Origin of the sequence: Streptomyces showdoensis, from assembly GCF_039535475.1 — a bacterium.
Taxonomy (GTDB): Bacteria; Actinomycetota; Actinomycetes; order Streptomycetales; family Streptomycetaceae; genus Streptomyces; species Streptomyces showdoensis.
The window spans coordinates 177,224-196,215 of record NZ_BAAAXG010000002.1; the positions used below are offsets into that span (position 1 = coordinate 177,224).

The 18,992-nt window shown below is 75.3% G+C and carries 10 protein-coding genes; 8 read left to right on the forward strand and 2 right to left on the reverse strand.

The window, feature by feature from the left end; genetic code table 11:
• Position 1: 1 nt before the first annotated feature.
• From ABD981_RS00900 to ABD981_RS00935, 8 genes are all read left to right on the forward strand, one after another.
• Complete coding sequence (locus tag ABD981_RS00900; protein ID WP_046906008.1) at positions 2 to 895, forward strand: acetaldehyde dehydrogenase (acetylating); 894 nt, start codon at positions 2 to 4, stop codon at positions 893 to 895.
• Positions 892 to 1,929 carry a 4-hydroxy-2-oxovalerate aldolase gene (gene dmpG / locus ABD981_RS00905; protein ID WP_046906009.1) on the forward strand — a complete coding sequence of 346 codons (1,038 nt, stop codon included), beginning with the start codon at positions 892 to 894 and terminating at the stop codon, positions 1,927 to 1,929. Before ABD981_RS00900 ends, dmpG begins: the two co-directional genes overlap by 4 nt.
• Positions 1,930 to 1,984: 55 nt before the next feature.
• Positions 1,985 to 2,215, forward strand: a complete 231-nt coding sequence (locus ABD981_RS00910) for an acyl carrier protein (RefSeq protein ID WP_046906010.1) — start codon at positions 1,985 to 1,987, stop codon at positions 2,213 to 2,215.
• Positions 2,216 to 2,283: 68 nt separating this feature from the next.
• Entirely contained in the window at positions 2,284 to 3,369 is a 1,086-nt protein-coding gene (locus ABD981_RS00915) for a histidinol-phosphate transaminase (protein ID WP_046906011.1), read from the forward strand.
• Positions 3,366 to 4,334 (forward strand): biosynthesis cluster domain-containing protein, encoded by a 969-nt coding sequence (locus tag ABD981_RS00920; RefSeq protein WP_046906012.1) that lies wholly within the window; start codon positions 3,366 to 3,368, stop codon positions 4,332 to 4,334. The genes ABD981_RS00915 and ABD981_RS00920 overlap by 4 nt, the downstream gene beginning before the upstream one ends.
• Positions 4,331 to 4,876, forward strand: a complete 546-nt coding sequence (cysC, locus tag ABD981_RS00925; RefSeq protein WP_046906013.1) for an adenylyl-sulfate kinase — start codon at positions 4,331 to 4,333, stop codon at positions 4,874 to 4,876. The genes ABD981_RS00920 and cysC overlap by 4 nt, the downstream gene beginning before the upstream one ends.
• The gene (cysD, locus tag ABD981_RS00930; RefSeq protein WP_046906014.1) at positions 4,873 to 5,853 is read left to right on the forward strand and encodes a sulfate adenylyltransferase subunit CysD; all 981 of its coding nucleotides are present in this window, start codon (positions 4,873 to 4,875) and stop codon (positions 5,851 to 5,853) included. The genes cysC and cysD overlap by 4 nt, the downstream gene beginning before the upstream one ends.
• Positions 5,854 to 5,855: 2 nt before the next feature.
• Positions 5,856 to 7,193 (forward strand): sulfate adenylyltransferase subunit 1, encoded by a 1,338-nt coding sequence (locus tag ABD981_RS00935; RefSeq protein ID WP_046906015.1) that lies wholly within the window; start codon positions 5,856 to 5,858, stop codon positions 7,191 to 7,193.
• Positions 7,194 to 7,242: 49 nt separating this feature from the next.
• On the opposite strand, the gene ABD981_RS00940 is transcribed toward ABD981_RS00935, so the two are convergent.
• Positions 7,243 to 11,151: a non-ribosomal peptide synthetase gene (locus ABD981_RS00940; protein ID WP_131723818.1), complete on the reverse strand. Its 3,909-nt coding sequence runs from the start codon at positions 11,149 to 11,151 to the stop codon at positions 7,243 to 7,245.
• A complete protein-coding gene (locus ABD981_RS00945; protein ID WP_165590894.1) occupies positions 11,148 to 18,992 on the reverse strand; it encodes a non-ribosomal peptide synthetase in 7,845 nt (2,614 codons plus the stop codon). Before ABD981_RS00945 ends, ABD981_RS00940 begins: the two co-directional genes overlap by 4 nt.

Consider the following 18,992-nt stretch of genomic DNA (forward strand, 5'->3'; position numbering starts at 1 on the left):
CATGAAGCGAAACGGGCGCCTGCCCGTGGCCGTCCTCGGCGCCGGGCTCATCGGCGTCGATCTGGCCGAGAAGATCATGCGTTCGGAGTTCCTCGAGTGCGGCATGGTCGTGGGACGCGACGAGAGGACACCGGGCCTGCGGCAGGCGGCCGACCTCGGTCTTCCCATCGGCACGCGCGGCATCGAGTCCCTCCTGGAGGCACCGGAGCCGTTCGGCATCGTGTTCGACGCGACCAACGCCATGGCGCACGCCGAGCACGCGGACCGCCTGCGGCGGACCGGCGCGCGGCTCGTGGACCTGACGCCCAGCAAGGTCGGCCGGATGGTGATCCCCAGCGTGAACGGGGAGGAGGTCCTGCACTGCGACGACATCAACATGATCAGCTGTGGCGGCCAGGCCTCGATCCCGATCCTGCACGCGATCACCCAGGCGCACCGGGTCGAGTACGTCGAGGTCGTCACGACCGCCGCCAGCCCGAGCGTCGGCCGCTCCACCCGGCTCAACCTCGACGAGTACATCGAGACCACCCAGGACGCCGTACGCGACTTCACCGGCGTCAAGGACGTCAAGGCCATCCTCAACATCAGCCCGGCCAGACCGCCGGCCACCTTCCGGGTCGCCATGTCGGTCCTCGGCGAGGGCTTCGGCACGGCCTCGGTGAACGCCGCCGTGACGACCGCGGCCGAGCAGGTCCGCTCCTTCGTCAAGGGCTACCGGATCACCGCCCGCGTCGTGGACGAGAACAAGGTGTTCGTCGCCGCGGAGGTCACCTCCAGCGGCGGACGCATCCCCCGGTACGCCGGCAACCTCGACATCATCAACTCCGCAGCGGTTCACGTCGCCGAACGAAGTGCGGCGGCCGGCCTGGCGGGCATCGGTACGGAGACGTCATGAGCGCAGCACCCCCTCCCGGCGGAGCCGGCAAGCAGGTCCTCATCCACGACGCGTCCCTGCGCGACGGCCACCACGCCGTCCGCCACCAGCTGGGCCGCGACCAACTGCGGGCCTACGCGCGGGCGGCGGACACCGCCGGCGTCCCGGTGGTCGAGGTGGGGCACGGCAACGGCCTCGGCGCCTCCTCCCTCCAGGTCGGGCAGGCCCGGCTCGACGACGACGAGATGCTGTCGATCGTGCGGGAGGCCCTGCAGAACAGCACGATGGCCGTCTTCATGCTGCCGGGCTGGGGCACCACCGCCGACCTGGAACGGGCCATCGCCCACCAGGTGGACGTGGTCCGGATCGGCACCCACTGCACCGAGGGGGACCTCGCCGAACGGCACCTGGGCTTCCTCCGCGAGCAGGGTGTCCAGGCCCAGGCCGTCCTGCTGATGAGCCACATGGCGAGCCCCGACCGGCTGGCCCGGGAATGCGCCCGGCTGGTCGAGTTCGGCGCCACCGCCGTCGGCATCATGGACTCCTCCGGCCACTACCTTCCGGCCGACGTCACCGAACGCGTCGGCGCCATGCGCGAAGCCGTCGACGTGCCGGTCATGTTCCACGCCCACAACAACCTCGGGATGGCGGTCGCGAACTCGGTCGCCGCCGTGGAGGCCGGGGCGGACATCCTGGACGCCTGCGCCCGGGGCTTCGGCGCCGGAGCCGGGAACACCCAGCTCGAAGTCCTGGTGCCGGTGCTGGAACGGATGGGCTTCCCGACCGGGATCGACCTCTACGGTCTGCTGGACGCGGCCGACCTCGCCGAGCGCGAGCTCATGCCGGCCCCGCCCACCATCGACTCGGTGAGCGTCGTCAGCGGCCTGGCCGGAGTGTTCTCCGGATTCAAGACCCGGGTCCTGGACGTCTCCCGGCGCGAGGGCGTCGATCCGCGCGACGTCTTCTTCGAACTGGGCAGGAGACAGGCCGTGGCGGGCCAGGAGGACCTCATCATCGAGGTGGCCCTCGCCCTGAAGGCGGCCCGTGGTGCGTGAACGCCGCAATCCCGCGGCTTCCGTTCGGGCGAGGACAACGAGGGAAGAGCCGGCCGTGTACGAGGTACTCAAGGACATCCTGGTCAGCGAACTGCAGGTGCGCGAGGAGGACGTCCTGCCCACGGCCACCCGCGAAGAGGTCGGGCTGGACTCCCTGGCGGTGCTGGAACTCGCCACCGCGCTCCACGAGCGGCTCGGCATCGAGGTCCAGGACTACGAACTGCTCGACGCCGGCACCCTCGCCGACGTGGCCCGCCTGATCGCGGAACGGCAGCCGGGAGGCTGAGCCCCACAGTCGATCCGGGCGCCGCCCGCACGACCGGGCGCGGCGGCGCCCTCTCCACCGGGAGTCCCATGTCTTACCCACGCCTGCGCGCGGTCCTGGAGACCGTCGCCGCCTACAAGCCGTCCGACGGCCTCCACGGCCCGGCCGAGCGCCCCCGCCCGCTGTCGGCGAACGAGTCGCCGCACACCCCCCTCCCCGGCATCGTCGAGGCGATCGCCCGGGCCGGCGCCACGGTGAACCGCTACCCGGACCCCGGCTGCGGAGCGCTGGTCCGGGCCATCGCCCGGGCCCACGGGATCGCCGAGGACCGGGTCGCCGTCGGCGCCGGCTCCGTGGCCCTCCTGCAGACCCTGTTCCAGTCCGTCGCCGACCCCGGCGCCGAAGCCGTCTACGCCTGGCCGTCGTTCGAGGTCTACCCCACGCTCGCCGCCCTGGCCGGTGTGACCGCCGTGCCGGTGCCGCTGGCCGACGAGGCCCACGACCTGCCGGCCATGGCCGAGCGGATCACCCCGCGGACCCGGCTCGTGATCGTCTGCGACCCGAACAACCCGACCGGCACGGTCGTCGACCCGGACGAGCTCCGGAAGTTCGTCGCGTCCGTGCCCCCGACCTGCCTGGTCGCCGTGGACGAGGCCTACCACGAGTACGTCCGCGGCCCGGCGGCCCCCGGTGCCCTGGCGCTGTGCGCCGACCACCCCAACCTGGTCGTGCTGCGCACCTTCTCCAAGGCCTACGGACTGGCCGGCCTGCGCACCGGATACCTGGTGGGCCACCCCCACGTCGTCGAACGGCTCCGCAAGGCGAGCCCGCCTTACGCCGTGAGCACCGTGGCCCAGGAGGCGGCCGTCGCGGCCCTCGGACTCGAGGAGCGGCTGCTGCGCCGCGTCGACGAGACGGTCGCGGAACGCACCCGGGTACGGGACGCCCTGGTGGGGGCCGGCTGGGAGGTCCCGGAGAGCCAGGCCAACTTCGTCTGGCTGCGGCTGGGCCCGGACGCCGCCGAGTTCGGCGCGTGGTGCGCCGAGAGGGGCGTCGCGGTACGGGCGTTCGCCGGCGTGGGCGTGCGCGTGTCGATCGGCTCCGCCGAGGACGACGACCGGTTCCTCGCCGTGGCGGACGCCTGGCGCACCTCGAGAAAGGCGGCGGAGGCATGACCACGTTCCACCCGGCCCCCGAGGCCCTGCTGCCGGCCGCGGCCGCCGGGGTCTCCCGGCACGTCGTCGTCGCGCCGGGCATGTGCAGCGGCGGCTCCCTGGTGTTCGGCCGCATCGGCGACTGGACCTGGGAGGTGGTCGCCGAGTCGTGCCGGATCAACGTGCACGCGGCCAGGACCGCCGCGGGGGACCCCGCCTACCTGTCCTTCTACTACTTCCACGTGCGCGGCGGCGACGTCGTCCACCCGCACGGGCTCACCTTCGGCGACGAACTCCGGGTCGATTCCCGGTCCTTCCGCTTCGGCAGCCAGTCGGTCATCACCCTGCACCGGCTGGCCCCGGCCGGCCTGGAGCTGCCGGCCGGACCGCTGGACCCGGCGGAGGTGTACGAGAACCCGCACCCGCACTGCCTCTACGCCGAGAACTTCAACCGCTGGATCGCCCGCACCACCGCGGGCAGCAACCGGGACCTCGCCCAGGTGACCCCGCCGGACTTCGCGTACCAGGAGCTGGCACCGCTGCCGAACGCCTACTCCCCGCGCTCCCTCGTGGGCAGGGCCCGGGCCACCGGAAGCTTCCACCCCGAGGGCCCGCCCGGATTCCACGAGGCGGGGCAGCCCGTCACCTTCCCGTACACCCTGGACGTCGTGCGCGACCTCAACGGCGCCGGACTCATGTACTTCGCCTCGTACTTCGCCGTCTTCGACACGATGCTGCTGCGGCTGTGGCGCTCGCTGGGGCGCACGGACGAGCAGTTCCTGCGGCGCAAGGTGACCGACCAGAAGATCGGCTACTTCGGCAACGCCGACCCCGGCACGGGCTTCACGGTCACGGTCCGCAGGTGGCGGAGCACCGCGTCCCCGGACGTCGAGGTGGCCGACATGGCCCTGCGCGACAGCGCGACCGGCCGGCTGATCGCCGTCACCGCCATCGAGACCGAGACCGAGGCGGCGGGTGCGTCATGAGCGGGGACACCACCGGCGCGACGGTATGGCTGACCGGCCTGCCCAGCGCCGGCAAGACCACGATCGCGCGCAGCGCGGCCGGCGCCCTGCGGTCCGCCGGACGCCGGGCGCACATCCTGGACGGCGACGAGCTGCGCGCCCACCTGACCGCCGACCTCGGCTTCTCCCGCGAGGACCGGGACGCGAACGTGCGACGCGTCGGCTACGTCGCGGAGCTGCTCGCCTCCCACGGCGTCACCGTGCTGGTCCCGGTCATCGCCCCGTACGCGGACGCCCGCGCCGCGGTGCGCGCGCGGCACGAGGCCGCCGGCCTCCGGTACGTCGAAGTGCACGTGGCGACCCCGGTCGAGGTGTGCGCCGGGCGGGACGTGAAGGGCCTCTACGCCCGCCAGGCGAGGGGCGAGCTGACCGGACTGACCGGGGTGGACGACCCGTACGAGCCGCCGGCCGCACCGGACCTGAGGATCCCGGCGCACGAGCAGAGCCGGGCGGAGTCGGCGGAGGCGCTGGTCGCACTGCTGCGGGAGAAGGGGCTGGCATGACGACTGCGACGACTGCGACGACGGCGACCGCTCCGCCGACCGCGACGCCGACGACGGCCGAGACCGGGAGCACCGACGACCCGGGCGCGCGGACCCACGCGGACGTGCTGGAGGCGGAGGCGGTGCACATCATCCGCGAGGTGGCGGGCGAGTTCGAGCGGCCGGTGATCCTGTTCTCCGGCGGCAAGGACTCCGTCGTCCTGCTGCACCTCGCGCTGAAGGCCTTCGCGCCCGCCCCCGTGCCCTTCGCCCTGCTCCACGTGGACACCGGACACAACTTCCCGGAGGTCCTGGCGTACCGGGACCGTGTGGTGGCGGCACACGGGCTGCGCCTCCACGTGGCCTCCGTACAGGACTACCTCGACCGCGGTGTGCTCAAGGAACGCGCCGACGGGACCCGCAACCCGCTGCAGACGCTGCCCCTGACGGACCGGATCCGCTCGGAGGGCTTCGACGCCGTCTTCGGCGGCGCCCGGCGCGACGAGGAGAAGGCCCGGGCCAAGGAACGGGTGTTCAGCCTCCGGGACCGGTTCTCGCAGTGGGACCCGCGCCGCCAGCGCCCTGAGCTCTGGCAGCTCTACAACGGCCGGCACGCACCCGGCGAGCACGTACGGGTCTTCCCGCTGTCCGACTGGACCGAGCTCGACGTGTGGGAGTACGTCGCCCGCGAGGGCATCGAACTCCCGGAGATCTACTTCGCCCACGAGCGCGAGGTCTTCCGGCGCTCCGGGATGTGGCTCCCGGTCGGCGACTGGGGCGGCCCCGAGGAGGGCGAGCGGGTCGAGAAGCGGCGCGTCCGCTACCGCACCGTCGGGGACATGTCCTGCACCGGCGCCGTCGACTCCGAGGCGGTGACCCTGGACCAGGTGATCGCGGAGATCTCCGCGTCCCGGCTGTCCGAGCGGGGCGCGACCCGCGCCGACGACAAGCTCTCCGAGGCCTCCATGGAGGACCGCAAACGCGAGGGGTACTTCTGAGCATGACCAGGACCACGGAACTCCCCACCGGCGGCCTGCTGCGGTTCGCCACCGCCGGCTCCGTCGACGACGGCAAGTCCACCCTGGTGGGCCGGCTCCTGCACGACTCCAAGTCGGTCCTGGCCGACCAGCTGGAGGCCGTGGAGCGCGCCTCGGCCGGCCGCGGCCAGGAGGCGCCCGACCTCGCCCTGCTCACCGACGGCCTGCGCGCCGAACGGGAACAGGGCATCACGATCGACGTCGCCTACCGCTACTTCGCCACCCCGAGGCGGCGGTTCATCCTGGCCGACACCCCCGGGCACGTGCAGTACACCCGCAACATGGTCACCGGTGCCTCCACCGCCGACCTGACGGTGATCCTCGTCGACGCCCGCCACGGCGTCGTCGAGCAGACCCGTCGGCACGCCGCCATCGCCGCCCTCCTGCGCGTCCCGCAGGTCGTGCTCGCGGTCAACAAGATGGACCTGGTCGGCTACCGCGAGCCGGTCTTCGCCACGATCGTCGCCGAGTTCACCGCGTACGCGGCCGAGCTCGGCATCCCCGCGGTCACCGCGATCCCCATTTCGGCCCTCGCCGGGGACAACGTGGTGGAGCCCTCGGCGGTCATGGACTGGTACGGCGGCTCGACCGTCCTGGAACACCTGGAGACCGTCCCGGTCGGCCAGGGCCCCGCGCACCGCCGGGCCCGGCTGCCCGTCCAGTACGTCATCCGCCCCCGGACCGCCGCGCACCCCGACTACCGCGGCTACGCCGGCCAGGTCGCGGCCGGCGCCTTCCGCGTGGGCGAGCCGGTCACGGTCCTGCCGTCCGGCCGGACGACCAGGATCTCCGCCATCGACCTGCTCGGCCGCCGGGTCGCCGTCGCCGGGGCCGGGCAGTCGGTGACGGTCCTGCTGGAGGACGACATCGACGTCTCCCGGGGCGACCTCATCGTGCCGACGGCCGACGCCCCGCCGACCACCCAGGAGATCGAGGCCACCGTCTGCCACGTCGCCGACGAGGCCCTGACCGTCGGCCACCGGGTGCTGCTCAAGCACGGCACCCGCACGGTCAAGGCCATCGTCGAGGACATCCCCTCCCGGCTCACCCTCGACGACCTGACCCTGCACCCGCACTCCGGCCGGCTGGTGGCCAACGACATCGGCCGCGTCAGGATCCGCACCGCCGAACCGCTGCCCGTCGACTCCTACGCCGACTCGCGCCGCACCGGCTCGTTCATCCTGATCGACCCCGGCGACGGCACCACCCTGACCGCGGGCATGGTCGGCGCGTCCTTCGCCGACCCCGGACCGGCCGACGGCGCCGCCGACCCCGCCGAGGACGCGGGCTGGGACTTCTGACGGACCCGGCGCCCGGCGGGGCCGGGTACCGCCCGGCCCCGCGCCCCGCTCAGCTCCCGGCACGCCCTTCCGCCGCCCGCTCGGACAGCACCGCCCCGATCCGGGCGAGCGGAACGGGATCCAGCATCTCGTAGTGGCCGCAGGCGAGGTCGACGGCGGTGAGGCGCCCGCCGCCGTACGCCCGCCAGGCCTCCGGATCCGCGACCGGAACGCCGGCCCCCTCGGTACCCTCCGCGGCGGCCCGGAAGTGCAGCACGTCGACCCCGCGCGTCCGCACCGGTGCGGTCCGCAGGGCGTCCACCGCCGACCGCACCGCGAGCCGCGCCCCCGCCACCGCCCGCTCCCCGAGCAGCGCGATCTGCTCCGGCGGCGTCCCGTCGGCGGCGAACCCGGCCGACCCGGCCACGTGCCGGTGCGTCTCCTCCCAGCCCGGCAGACCCTCCTCGGGAGCCGGATACGAGTCGAGCAGGGCCACGAACTCCACGGCGTGCCCCGACTCCACCAGCTCCGCGGCCACCCCGTAGGCGAGGGTGCCGCCGACCGACCAGCCGAGCAGCCGGTACGGCCCCTCCGGCCGCAGCTCCCGGATCCGCCGCGCGTACTCCCGCACCAGCTCCTCCGGCTTGCGCGCACCGCCCTCCGGATCGGCGAGGCTCGGCGCCTGCAGCCCGTACAGCGGCACGTCCGGGTCCAGGTGCGGCAGCAGCCGGGCGTACGGCCAGGCGAGACCGCTCGCCGCGTGCACCGCGAACAGCGGCCGCAGCCGCCCGCCGGTCCGCAGCGGCAGCAGCACGTCCAGGCCGGAACCGCCGCCCTCGCCGTCCAGCCGCCGGGCCAGGGCCGCCGGGGTCGGCGCCTCGAACAGGGCCCGCACCGACAGCTCGGTGCCCAGGACCGCCCGCACCCGGCTCACCAGCTGGGTCGCCAGCAGCGAATGCCCGCCCAGGTCGAAGAAGCCGTCGTCCGGACCGACCCGGTCCACCCCGAGCACCTCGGCGAACAGCGCGCACAGCGGCTCCTCGTGGGCGCGGGCCGCCCCGCGCCGGGCGGCGGTGCGGTACGTGGGGGCCGGCAGCGCCGACCGGTCCAGCTTGCCGTTCGGCATCAGCGGCAGCCGCTCCAGCGACACCACCGCCGACGGCACCATGTGGTCCGGCAGCACGTCACGGGCGAAGCGCCGCAGCTCCGCACCGTCGAGCGGCGTCCCGGACGCACCCGGCACGGCGTACGCGACCAGCCGGCGGTCGCCCGGCCGGTCCTCCCGCACCACCGCCACGGCCTGCGCCACGTCCTCGTGCCGCAGCAGGGCGGCCGCCACGTCACCGAGCTCGATCCGGAAACCGCGCACCTTCACCTGGCCGTCCAGCCGGCCCAGGTACTCCAGCTGCCCGTCGGCCCGCCACCGCACCCGGTCGCCCGTGCGGTACATGCGGCCGCCGGGCTCGCCGAACGGGCAGGCCACGAAGCGCTCCGAGGTGAGCGCCGGCCGGTTCAGATAGCCGCGGGTGACACCCGCCCCGGCGATGTACAGCTCTCCCGGCCGCCCCACCGGGACCGGCCGCAGCCACGGATCCAGCACGTACACCCGGGCGTTGGGCACCGGCCGGCCGATCGGCGGATCGCCGTCGGCGTCCTCGGGCCCGCCGCGCCACCAGGTCGAGTAGGTGGTCGCCTCGGTGGGCCCGTAGATGTTGGTCACGGCGCAGCCCGGCACCCGCTCCCGCAGCTCCCGCAGCAGGCCGTGCGGCACCGCCTCCCCGCCGAGCACCACGTGCGGTGCCGACACCGCGAAGGCCCCGCCGGCCAGCAGGCTCGCCACCGCCGAGGGGACGCCGCTGACCAGGCTCCCCTCCCAGCCGTCCCGGTCGAGCAGCGCGAACAGGTCGTCGACCAGTTCCAGACGCCCGCCGAGGGCCAGCGTCGCGACGATCTCGAAGACCGACACGTCGAAGCTGAGCGAGGTGGACGCCAGCACCCGCGCCATGCCCTCGGCGCCGAAGTGGTCCTCCACGGTCGCCACGAAGTTGACGGCGTTCGCGTGCTCGACGACCACGCCCTTGGGCACGCCGGTGGTGCCCGAGGTGTAGATCACGTACGCCGGGTGCCGGGGGAGCAGCGGCTCCGGCCGGTCCGCGTCCACGAGGTCCGCGTCCCCCTGCTCCACGACGCGCCGCACCACGGCCGGATCGTCCAGGACGAGCGCGGCCGTCCCCTCCGGCAGCACGTCCCGGGTCGCCCCGGTGACCACCGCCAGCCGCGGCCGGGCGTCGCCGAGCATCCGCGCCACCCGGTCGGCCGGGTAGCGCACGTCGACCGGCACGTAGGCGGCCCCGGCCTTGAGCACGGCCAGCAGGGCGACCACCAGGTCCGCCGTCCTCGGCAGCGCCAGGGCCACCAGGGTGCCCGGCCCCGCGCCCTCGGCGAGCAGCACGCGCGCCAGCCGGTTGGCCCGGCGGCCGAGCTCCCCGTAGCCGAGCTCCCGCCCCCGGTGGGAGACGGCGGGCCGGTCCGGGATCCCGGCGGACCGCGCCTCGATCAGGGCGGGCAGGGTGACCGGCGCCACCGGGCGGGCGGTGGCGTTCCACTCCTCCAGGACCCGCCGGCGCTCGTCGTCCGAGAGGGCCGGCAGGCCGGCGACGGGCTGGTGCGGGTCGTCGGCGATCGCCTCCAGGATCCGGACCAGCCGCTCGGCGATCCCCTCCACCGTCGCCCGCCCGAGCAGATCGGGCCGGAAGTCGAGCCGAACGCCCAGTTCCTCGGCCGGGGTGCAGATCAGGGAGAGCGGATAGTGGGTGGCGTCGAACCCCGTGACGTCGACCAGCAGGGCCGCGCCGAGCCGGCGCCGGCCCGAGCCCATCGGGTAGTTGTCGAACACGGCCGTGGTGTCGAACAGGGCCCCGAAGCCCGCCTGCTGCTGGATCTCCGTCAGCCCGACGTGGTGGTGCTCCATCAGGTCGAGCTGCTCGTCCTGGACCCGTTCGAGGAGATCGAGCAGGGTGTCCCGGGGGTCCGTCCGCACCCGCGCCGGAACGGTGTTGATGAGCAGGCCGACCATCGACTCGACGCCGTCCACGTCGGCGGCCCGGCCCGACACCGTCATCCCGAACAGCACGTCGCCCTGCCCGGTCAGCTGCCGCAGCACCAGTCCCCAGGCCACCTGCATCACCGTGCCGAGGGTGACCCCCGCCTCCCGCGCCCGCTCCGTCAGCGCCGCGGTGTGCCCGGCCGGCAGCGCGCGCACCACCCGCTCCGGGACCACCGTGCCCGCGCCCCGCGCCCGGGGCGCCACCAGCGTCGGCCCCTCGATCCCGGACAGCGCCTCCGCCCAGGCCTCCAGGGACCACTCCGGATCCACCTCGCCGAGCCACTCCAGATAGGAGCCGTACGAGGGGGCGGCCGGCAGCACGCGCTCCGCCGCCGCCCCCGCCCCGGCGTCGTACAGCCGGAACAGCTCGTCCAGCAGGATCGAGGTGGACCAGCCGTCCAGGATGATGTGGTGGTTCGTCAGCGCGAACCGCCACCGGGTGCCGCCCAGCCTGATCAGCAGGAAGCGGACCAGCGGCGGCCGCGCGGTGTCGAAGCGCCTCCGCCGCTCCTCGTCGAGCAGCCGCGCGGCCTCGGCCTCCCGCCCCTCGGGGGCCGTCCCCCCGAGGTCCGCCGTCCGCCACTCCAGCGGGACCCGGGACGGCACGAACCGCACGGGCGCGCCCGAGGCGTCGGTACGGAACCCCGAACGCAGGCTGTCGTGCCGGTCCAGGAGCGCCTGGCAGACCTCGCGCAGCAGCACGGGGTCGAGCGGGCCCACGAAGTCCAGCGCCAGCTGCGTGGTGTAGACGTCCTGGCCGTCCGAGTCGAACGCCGTGTGGAAGAACAGCCCTTGCTGGAGCGGCGCGGGCCTCGACACCGGCCCGCCGGCGTACGCGTCCGTGTGCTCGTGGGTGCGGTCAGGTGCGGTCACGCCGTCTCTCCCGGTTCGCCGGTGTGTGCGGTCAGGGTGTCCAGGGCCTCGAACCACGCGTCGGCCAGGGCCTCCACCCGGGGCCGGTCCAGCAGGCCCTCCGGATACGCCCAGGTGACGTGGAGCTCCGGCCGGTCCCCGCGGTCGTGGACGACCGCGGACAGCTCCAGGAGGTGCGTCAGGGGCATCTCCGGGTCGCCGCCGCTGGAGACCGCCCCCGCCTCCGGAGCCAGGCCCCAGTCGGAGCCGTCCGGCCGGTCGAACCGGCCCAGGTAGTTGAACAGGATCTGCGCCCGGGGCCGCGCCGCGAGCACGGTCGCGCTCTCCGCACGCAGGTACCGCAGCAGTCCGAAGCCGAGCCCCTTGTCCGGCATGCCGCCGAGCTGCTCGTCCACGGCCCGTACGACGCCGTCCGGATCGCCCGGCCGCCCCGGCAGCCGCACCGGGAACATGCTGGTGAACCAGCCCACGGTCGCCGACAGGTCGAGGCCGTCGGCGATCTCCTCCCGGCCGTGCCCCTCCACGTCCACCAGGAACGGCGCCGCGCCGCCGGAGGCCCCGGCGGGCGGTGTGCGCCAGTGCCCCGCGGCCGTGCTCAGCGCCCCCAGCAGCACCGCGTTCACCCCGACGCCCAGCCGGGCGGGCACGCGGGTCAGCAGCGCCTCCGTGCGGTCGGCGGGCAGCACCCGGGTGACGGTGCGCTTCGCGCCCTCCACGTCACGGGCGGGCAGCAGCTCCGCGCCGTGCACCAGATCGTCCGCCCCCTCGACGACACCGAGCCAGAAGGGGAGTTCGGCGGCCCGCGCCGGCGCCTCGCGCTCCAGCAGGCGCCCCCACTCGGCGTACGACACGGGCACGACGTCCGGGCCCGCCGCGCGAGGGGCCGCGCCGGAGCCCAGGTCCTCCAGGAGGATCCGCCACGAGACGCCGTCCACGACCAGGTGGTTGACCATCAGGAGCAGCCGGCCGGGCCGGCCGGGACCCGCGTCGCCCCACACCGCCTGGAGCATGGTCCCCGCCTCGGGCGCCAGCCGCCGCCGCGCCGCGTCCGCCTCGGCGCGCACCAGCTCCGCGAGCTCCCCGTCGGCCCGGCCGGCCGCGTCGATCCGTACGAGGCACCCGGCCGCGTCGACCGCGCCGCGCGGCAGCACGTCGAGGCGCCACGCGGGGGTGCGCGTCAGCCGCGTCCGCAGCCCGTCGTGCCGGTCCAGCAGCGACTGGAGCAGCGCCCGCAGGCGCTGTGGCGACAGGTCGGCCGGGGTACGGACCAGCACGGACTGGTGGAACCCGTCGACGGGCCCGCCCCGTTCGCGCTGCCAGTGGACGATCGGGGTGAGCGGCACCGCCCCGGACGGCTCCGCCGGGGCGGTGCCCTTCGCCGCGCCCGCCTTGGGCGGTCGCACCTTCGCGTGGGCGGCCAGCTCGGCGACGGTCCGGTGGCGGAAGACGTCCCGCGTGGAGAGGGACAGACCGCGGGAGCGGGCGCGGGACACCAGCCGGATCGACACGATGCTGTCGCCTCCGAGCGCGAAGAAGTCGTCCTCCACGCCGACGGAGGCCCGGCCGAGGACGGCGGCGAACAGCTCGCAGAGCAGCTTCTCGGCGGGGGTCTCCGGCTCCCGGGCCGGCCCGGCGGCGGGAGCCTCCGGGGCGGGCAGCGCCGAGCGGTCGAGCTTCCCGTTGGGCGTGAGCGGCAGCCCCTCGGGCAGGACGACGACGGCGGGGACCATGTACGGCGGCAACGCCCGCCGCGCCCACCCGTCGAGTTCGGAGACGAGCGCGTCGGCGGATGCAGAGCCGGTGCCGGTGCCGGTAGCCGTGCCCGGGCCGGTGGCCCGGGCGGGCGCGACGTACGCGACGAGCCGGCGCTCGCCCGGCCGGTCCTCGCGCACCACCACGGCGCTGCGGGTGACGTGGGGGTGCCGGTCCAGGACCGCCTCGATCTCGCCGGGCTCGACCCGGAATCCGCGCAGCTTCACCTGGTCGTCGCCGCGCCCGAGGAACACGAGCTCGCCGTCGCCGGTCCACCGGACCAGGTCGCCGGTGCGGTACAGGCGGCTGCCGGGCGGACCGTACGGAGCGGCGACGAAGCGCTCGGCGGTCAGCCCCGGCCGGCCGAGGTACCCCCGCGCCACGCCCTGGCCGCCGATGTACAGCTCGCCCGGCACGCCGACGGGCACCGGCCGCAGCGCCGCGTCCAGGACGTACACCCGGGTCTCGCCCAGCGGAGACCCGAGCGGCGGGCGCTCCGCGTCCTCCGGGCCGAGGGGAGCCGCCAGGGACCAGATGGTCGTCTCGGTGGGCCCGTACACGTTGGTGACCTCCGCGGCCAGGCCGACCAGTCCGGCGGCCAGGGCGGGCGGCAGCGCCTCCCCGCCGACCAGGACCCGCAGTCCGCGGACGGCGTCGGGGACCTCGGCCACGAGGCCGGACCACAGGGAGGGCGTCGCCTGGACGGCGGTGACCCGGTGCCGTCCGATCAGACGGCCGAGGGCGTGCGGATCGCGCACCTCGTCGGGCGCGGCGAGGACGACGGCGGCCCCGCCCAGCAGGGGCAGCAGGAGCTCCAGATGGGCGATGTCGAAGGCGACGGTCGTCACCGCGAGCAGGCGGTCGGCGGGGCCCAGCGGCAGCCGGCCCCCCACGGCGGCGAGCAGATGGGCCAGATTGCGGTGGGTGACCGCGACCCCCTTCGGCCGGCCCGTCGACCCCGAGGTGTAGAGGACGTACGCCGTGCCGTCGGCCGGGACCGCCTCCTCCGCGCCCGGGGCGCCGACGGCGTCGAGCCGGGGGTCGTCCACGGTGAGCCAGTCGGCCGTGCCGAGCGCGTCGCGGGTGGCGCGGTCCGTGAGCACGAGCAGCGGCGCGGCCTCGGACAGCACCGACGCCACCCGGTCCCTGGGGTGCTGCGGATCGACCGGCAGGTACCCGGCCCCGGTCCGGTGCACGGCGAGGAGCGCGACCAGGAGGTCGGGGGTGCGGTCCATCGCCACGGCGACCAGCCGCTCCGGCCCGGCACCGAGCCCGCGCAGCCGTCCGGCCAGTCGCCCGACCCGCGCGTCGAGCTCGCCGTACGTGATCCGGCGGGCCCCGTGGAGCACGGCCGGTGCGTCGGGCGTCCGGGCGGCCTGCTCCCGGAACCGGTCCGACACCGTACCGGTCAGCGGCTCCGCACCGGCCGCCGGTCCGCTCCACTCGGTGAGGAGGGTGTCCCGCTCGGCGGGGGACAACAGGTCCAGCCGGCGCACCGGAAGCGCGGGGCGGGCGGTCGCGTCGGTGAGGAAGGCGGTGAACCAGCCGGCGAGCCGCTCGGCGGTGGCGTGGTCGAAGAGGTCCTGGGCGTAGACGAGGGTGCCGTCGAGGCCCCCGCGGGACTCGGTGAGGTCGAAGAGCAGGTCGAAGGGGACGGAGCGGTACCGGCCGTGGCGCAGCACGTCGACGCGGAGGCCGGACAGTTCCGCCGCACCGGCCGCGTTGTTCTGCAGGCTCAGCATGACCTGGAAGAGCGGGTGCCGGGCCGCCGACCGCTCCGGGGCGACGGCTTCCACGACCCGCTCGAAGGGCACGTCCTGGTTCTCCAGCGCGGCCAGGACGCCGGGGCGGACGCGGTCGAGCAGCTCGCCGAAGTCCGGATCGCCGGAGACGTCGGTGCGCACCACCACGGTGTTCACGAAGCAGCCGACCAGCTCGTCCAGGCCGCTGTCGGTGCGGCCGGCGACGGGACTGCCGACAAGGACGTCCGTCCCGCCGCCGAGCCGTCGCAACAGCCCCGCCAGAGCGGCGTGGAGCACCATGAACACGCTCGCGCCGTGCTTCCGCGCCAGGGCCGTCAGCCGCGCGTGCTCCTCGGGACCGAGCCGGAACGGCACCGTGCCCACGCGCTGGGTGCCGGCGGCGGGGCGCGGCCGGTCGGCGGGCAGCGGGATCTCCCCGGGGGCGCCGGCCAGCGCGCCGGTCCAGTGGGCGAGCTGCTCGGCGAAGGCGCTGCCCGGGTCCTCGGGCGCACCGAGCGCGGCCCGCTGCCACAGGGCGAAGTCGGCGTACTGGAGGGGGAGTTCGGGGAATTCGGGGATGCGGCCCCGCAGTCGGGCGGCATAGGCCGCGGAGAGGTCGCGGAGGAACGGGGCGGCGGACCAGCCGTCGAAGGCGATGTGGTGGACCGTGACCGCGAGGACGTGTTCCTCGGGGGCGCAGACGAGGAGCTCGGCCCGCAGCGGGACCTCCCGCGCCAGGTCGACGTCCCGCTCGGCCGCGCTCGCCAGCGCCGCCTCGACGTCCCGACGGGACACCTCGCGCAACGGGAGCTCGAACTCCGCCGGAGCGAGGACCAGTTGGCGGGGCATGCCGTCGGTCACCGGGAACACGGTGCGCAGGCTCTCGTGCCGGGCCACCACGTCCCCGAGGGCCGCCGACAGCGCCCCGGCGTCCAGCGGTCCGGTCAGCCGCAGGGCGGTCGTGACCGTCTGCGAGCCGGCCCCCTCCGCCAGCTCGCCCTGCAGCCAGAACCGCAGCTGGGAGAAGGACGGCGGCAGCACCTCCCCGCGCGGCGGGAGCCGCAGCGGTCCGCGCCCGGCGCCCGCGGACCCGAACCGCCCGGCGAGCCCCGCGGGCGTCGGCGACTCGAAGACCGCCCGCGTGCCGATCCCCTCGTCCAGCACCTCGCGCAGCCGGTTCACCAGCCGTACGGCCAGCAGGGAATGGCCGCCGAGCGCGAAGAAGTCGTCGTCCGCGCCGACCTCCGGGACCCCGAGCACCTCGGCGAAGAGCCCGCACAGCAGCCGTTCGGCGGGGGTGCGGGGCGGACGGCTGACGGGGTGCGCCGCCGGGGCGGGCAGCGCCGCCCTGTCCAGCTTGCCGTTGGGGGTGAGCGGCAGCCCCTCGGGCAGCACGACCACGACCGGCACCATGTAGTCGGGCAGGGCCCGCCGGGCGTGCCCGTCGAGCTCCGCCGCGAGACCGGCACCGGCGTGCGGGGCGGGGACCACGTAGGCGACCAGGCCGCGCTCCCCGGGCCGGTCCTCCCGTACGAGGACGGCGGCCCGGCCGACGGCCGGGTGGCGCTCCAGGACGGCCTCCACCTCGCGGGGCTCGATGCGGAAGCCGCGTATCTTCACCTGGTCGTCGGTGCGGGCGAGGAAGTCGAGCTCGCCGTCCGCGGTCCACCGCACGAGGTCCCCGGTGCGGTACATGCGGGTGCCGGGCGCGCCGTGCGGATCCGCGACGAAGAGCCCCGCGGTGAGACCGGGGCGCCCGAGATAGCCGCGGGCGAGACCGGCGCCCGCGAGGTACAGCTCGCCGGGCACCCCGACCGGCACCGGCCGGAGCCGCTCGTCCAGCACGTACGCCCGGGTGTTCGCCATGGGCCGGCCGATCGGCGGCTTCCCGCCGGCCGCGTCCCGCGCCGGGTCAAGACGCCTGAAGGTGGTGAACGTCGTGTTCTCGGTGGGCCCGTAGACATGGGTCAGCGCCGTGCCGGGGAAGTCCGTCAGCATCCGCCGCAGCGCCCCGGCCGACGGCTGCTCGCCGCCCGTCCAGACCTGCCCGAGCCGGCCGAACACCGGACTCCCCTCCGCGACCAACAGGTTGAACAGCGAGGTGGTGAGGAACGCGCTCGTCGCGCCGCCCTCGGCCACGGCCCGCTCCAGCGCCCGCGGCGAGGAGTCGCCGGCCGGCACCATGACGACCGTCCCGCCGCCGAGCAGAGGGACCCACAGCTCGTACGTCGAGGCGTCGAAGGAGTGCGGCGAGTGGGCGAGCACCCGCCGGTGGCCGCCGTCCGCCGCCCAGCAGGGGTCGGAGGCGAGGGCCACGATGTTCCGGTGGGTCACCAGGACGCCCTTGGGGCGGCCGGTGGAGCCGGACGTGTACATCACGTACGCGGCCTGCCCGGCGTCCACGGCGTCCACGGCGACGTCGGAGCTTTCGCTTTCAGTGGTGTGAGTGGTGTGAGTGGTGTGAGTGGTGTGAGTGGTGTGAGTGGTGTGAGTGGCGTCCGTGGCGTCCGTGGTGCCCTTGGCATCCGCGGCGGCCTGGTCGTCCCCGGCGTCCCCGGTGTCCCCGGTGTCCCCGGTGTCCCCGGCCTCGACGACCACCAGCGGCAGCCCGGGCCCCGTCCCCGCGAGCGCCTCGGCCCGCTCCCTCGTGGCCGCGTCCGTCAGGAGCAGGCAGGGCCGGGCCTCGTCCAGGACCGCGCGCTGCCGCTCCTCCGGATTGCGCGGGTCCAGGGGCAGGTAGGCGGCCCCCGCCTTCAGGACGGCGAGCAGGGCGACGACCAGCTCGGCCGAGCGGCCCATGGCCACGGCGACCAGCCGCTCCGGACCCGCGCCCGCCCGGCGCAGGCGGCGGGCGAGGCGCTCGGCGCGGGCCTCCAGCCCGGCGTAGTCGAGCCGGGTCGCGCCGCACACCACCGCGAGGTCGTCGGGGGCGGCGGCGGCGCGTCGCCGGAACAGCTCCGGCACCGAGCCGGCCGGGAGCGTCGTCTCGCGCCCGTTCCACGTCTCCAGGACCGTCCGGCGCTCGGCGGGCGCGAGGAGCTCCAGGGCGCCGATCCGCCGCTCCGGGGCGGCGACCGCCTCGGTCAGGAAGGCGGTGAAGCCGCGGACCAGACGCTCGGCGGTCGCGTGGTCGAAGAGGTCCCGGGCGTAGACCAGGGTGCCGTCGAGCGCCCCGTCGGTCTCGGTGAGGTCGAGGAGCAGGTCGAAGGCGACGGTCCGGTGGGGGACGGGGGCGAGCAGGCGGCATTCGAGACCGGGCAGGCGCACGGCGGCGCCCGCGTTGTTCTGCAGGCTCAGCATGACCTGGAACAGCGGGTGACGGGCCGCCGACCGGGGCGGGTTGACGGCCTCCACGACCTGCTCGAAGGGCACGTCCTGATGGTCGAGCGCCGCCATGACACCGGTTCGGGCCCGGCGGACCAGCTCGTGGAAGTCGGGGTCGCCGGAGGTGTCGGTCCGGACGACGACGGTGTTGACGAAGCAGCCGGCGAGCTCGTCGAGGCCGACGTCGGTGCGGCCGGCGACCGGGCTGCCCACCAGGACGTCCGAGCCGCCGCCGAGCCGCCCCAACAGGCCCGCGAGCGCCGCGTGGAGCACCATGAACGTGCTGGCGCCGTGCCGGCGGGCGAGGGGCGCCAGGTCCCGGACGAGCTCGGGCGGCAGGTGGAAGGGGACTGTGCCGGCCCGGTGGGTGGCCGTGGCCGGGCGCGGCCGGTCGGCGGGCAGCGGGAGCTCGGCCGGAGCGCCGGAGAGCACGCCGGTCCAGTGCGCCAGCTGCTCGGCGAAGACGCTGCCCGGGTCGTCGGGCGCGCCGAGCTCCTTGCGCTGCCACAGGGTGAAGTCCGCGTATTGGAAGGGGAGTTCCTCCCAGGCCGGAGGCCTTCCGTCGGCGCGCGCGGCGTAGGCCCGCGCGAGGTCGCGGAGGAACGGGGCGACCGACCAGCCGTCGAAGGCGATGTGGTGCACGGTGACCGCCAGCACGTGCAGGTCCGGGGAGTCGAGGGCCAGCAGGACGGCCCGCAGCGGGAGTTCCCGCTCCAGATCGAAGAGGTGCCCGGCCTCCTCGGCCACGGCGGCCTCGGCCTCCCGCTCCGTGACCCCCCGCCGTACCGGCAGACCGACCGTCGCGGACTCCAGGATCCGCTGCCCGGGCACCCCGTCGGTGACCGGGAAGACCGTGCGCAGGCTCTCGTGCCGGGCCACCACGTCCCGCAGTGCGTCGCCCAGCGCCGCCACGTCGAGCGGGCCGGACAGCCGGAGCGCCATCGAAGCGTGCGGCGATGCGCCCGCGCGGTCCAGCTCTTCCTGGAACCAGAACCGCAGCTGCGAAAACGACAGAGGGATCAC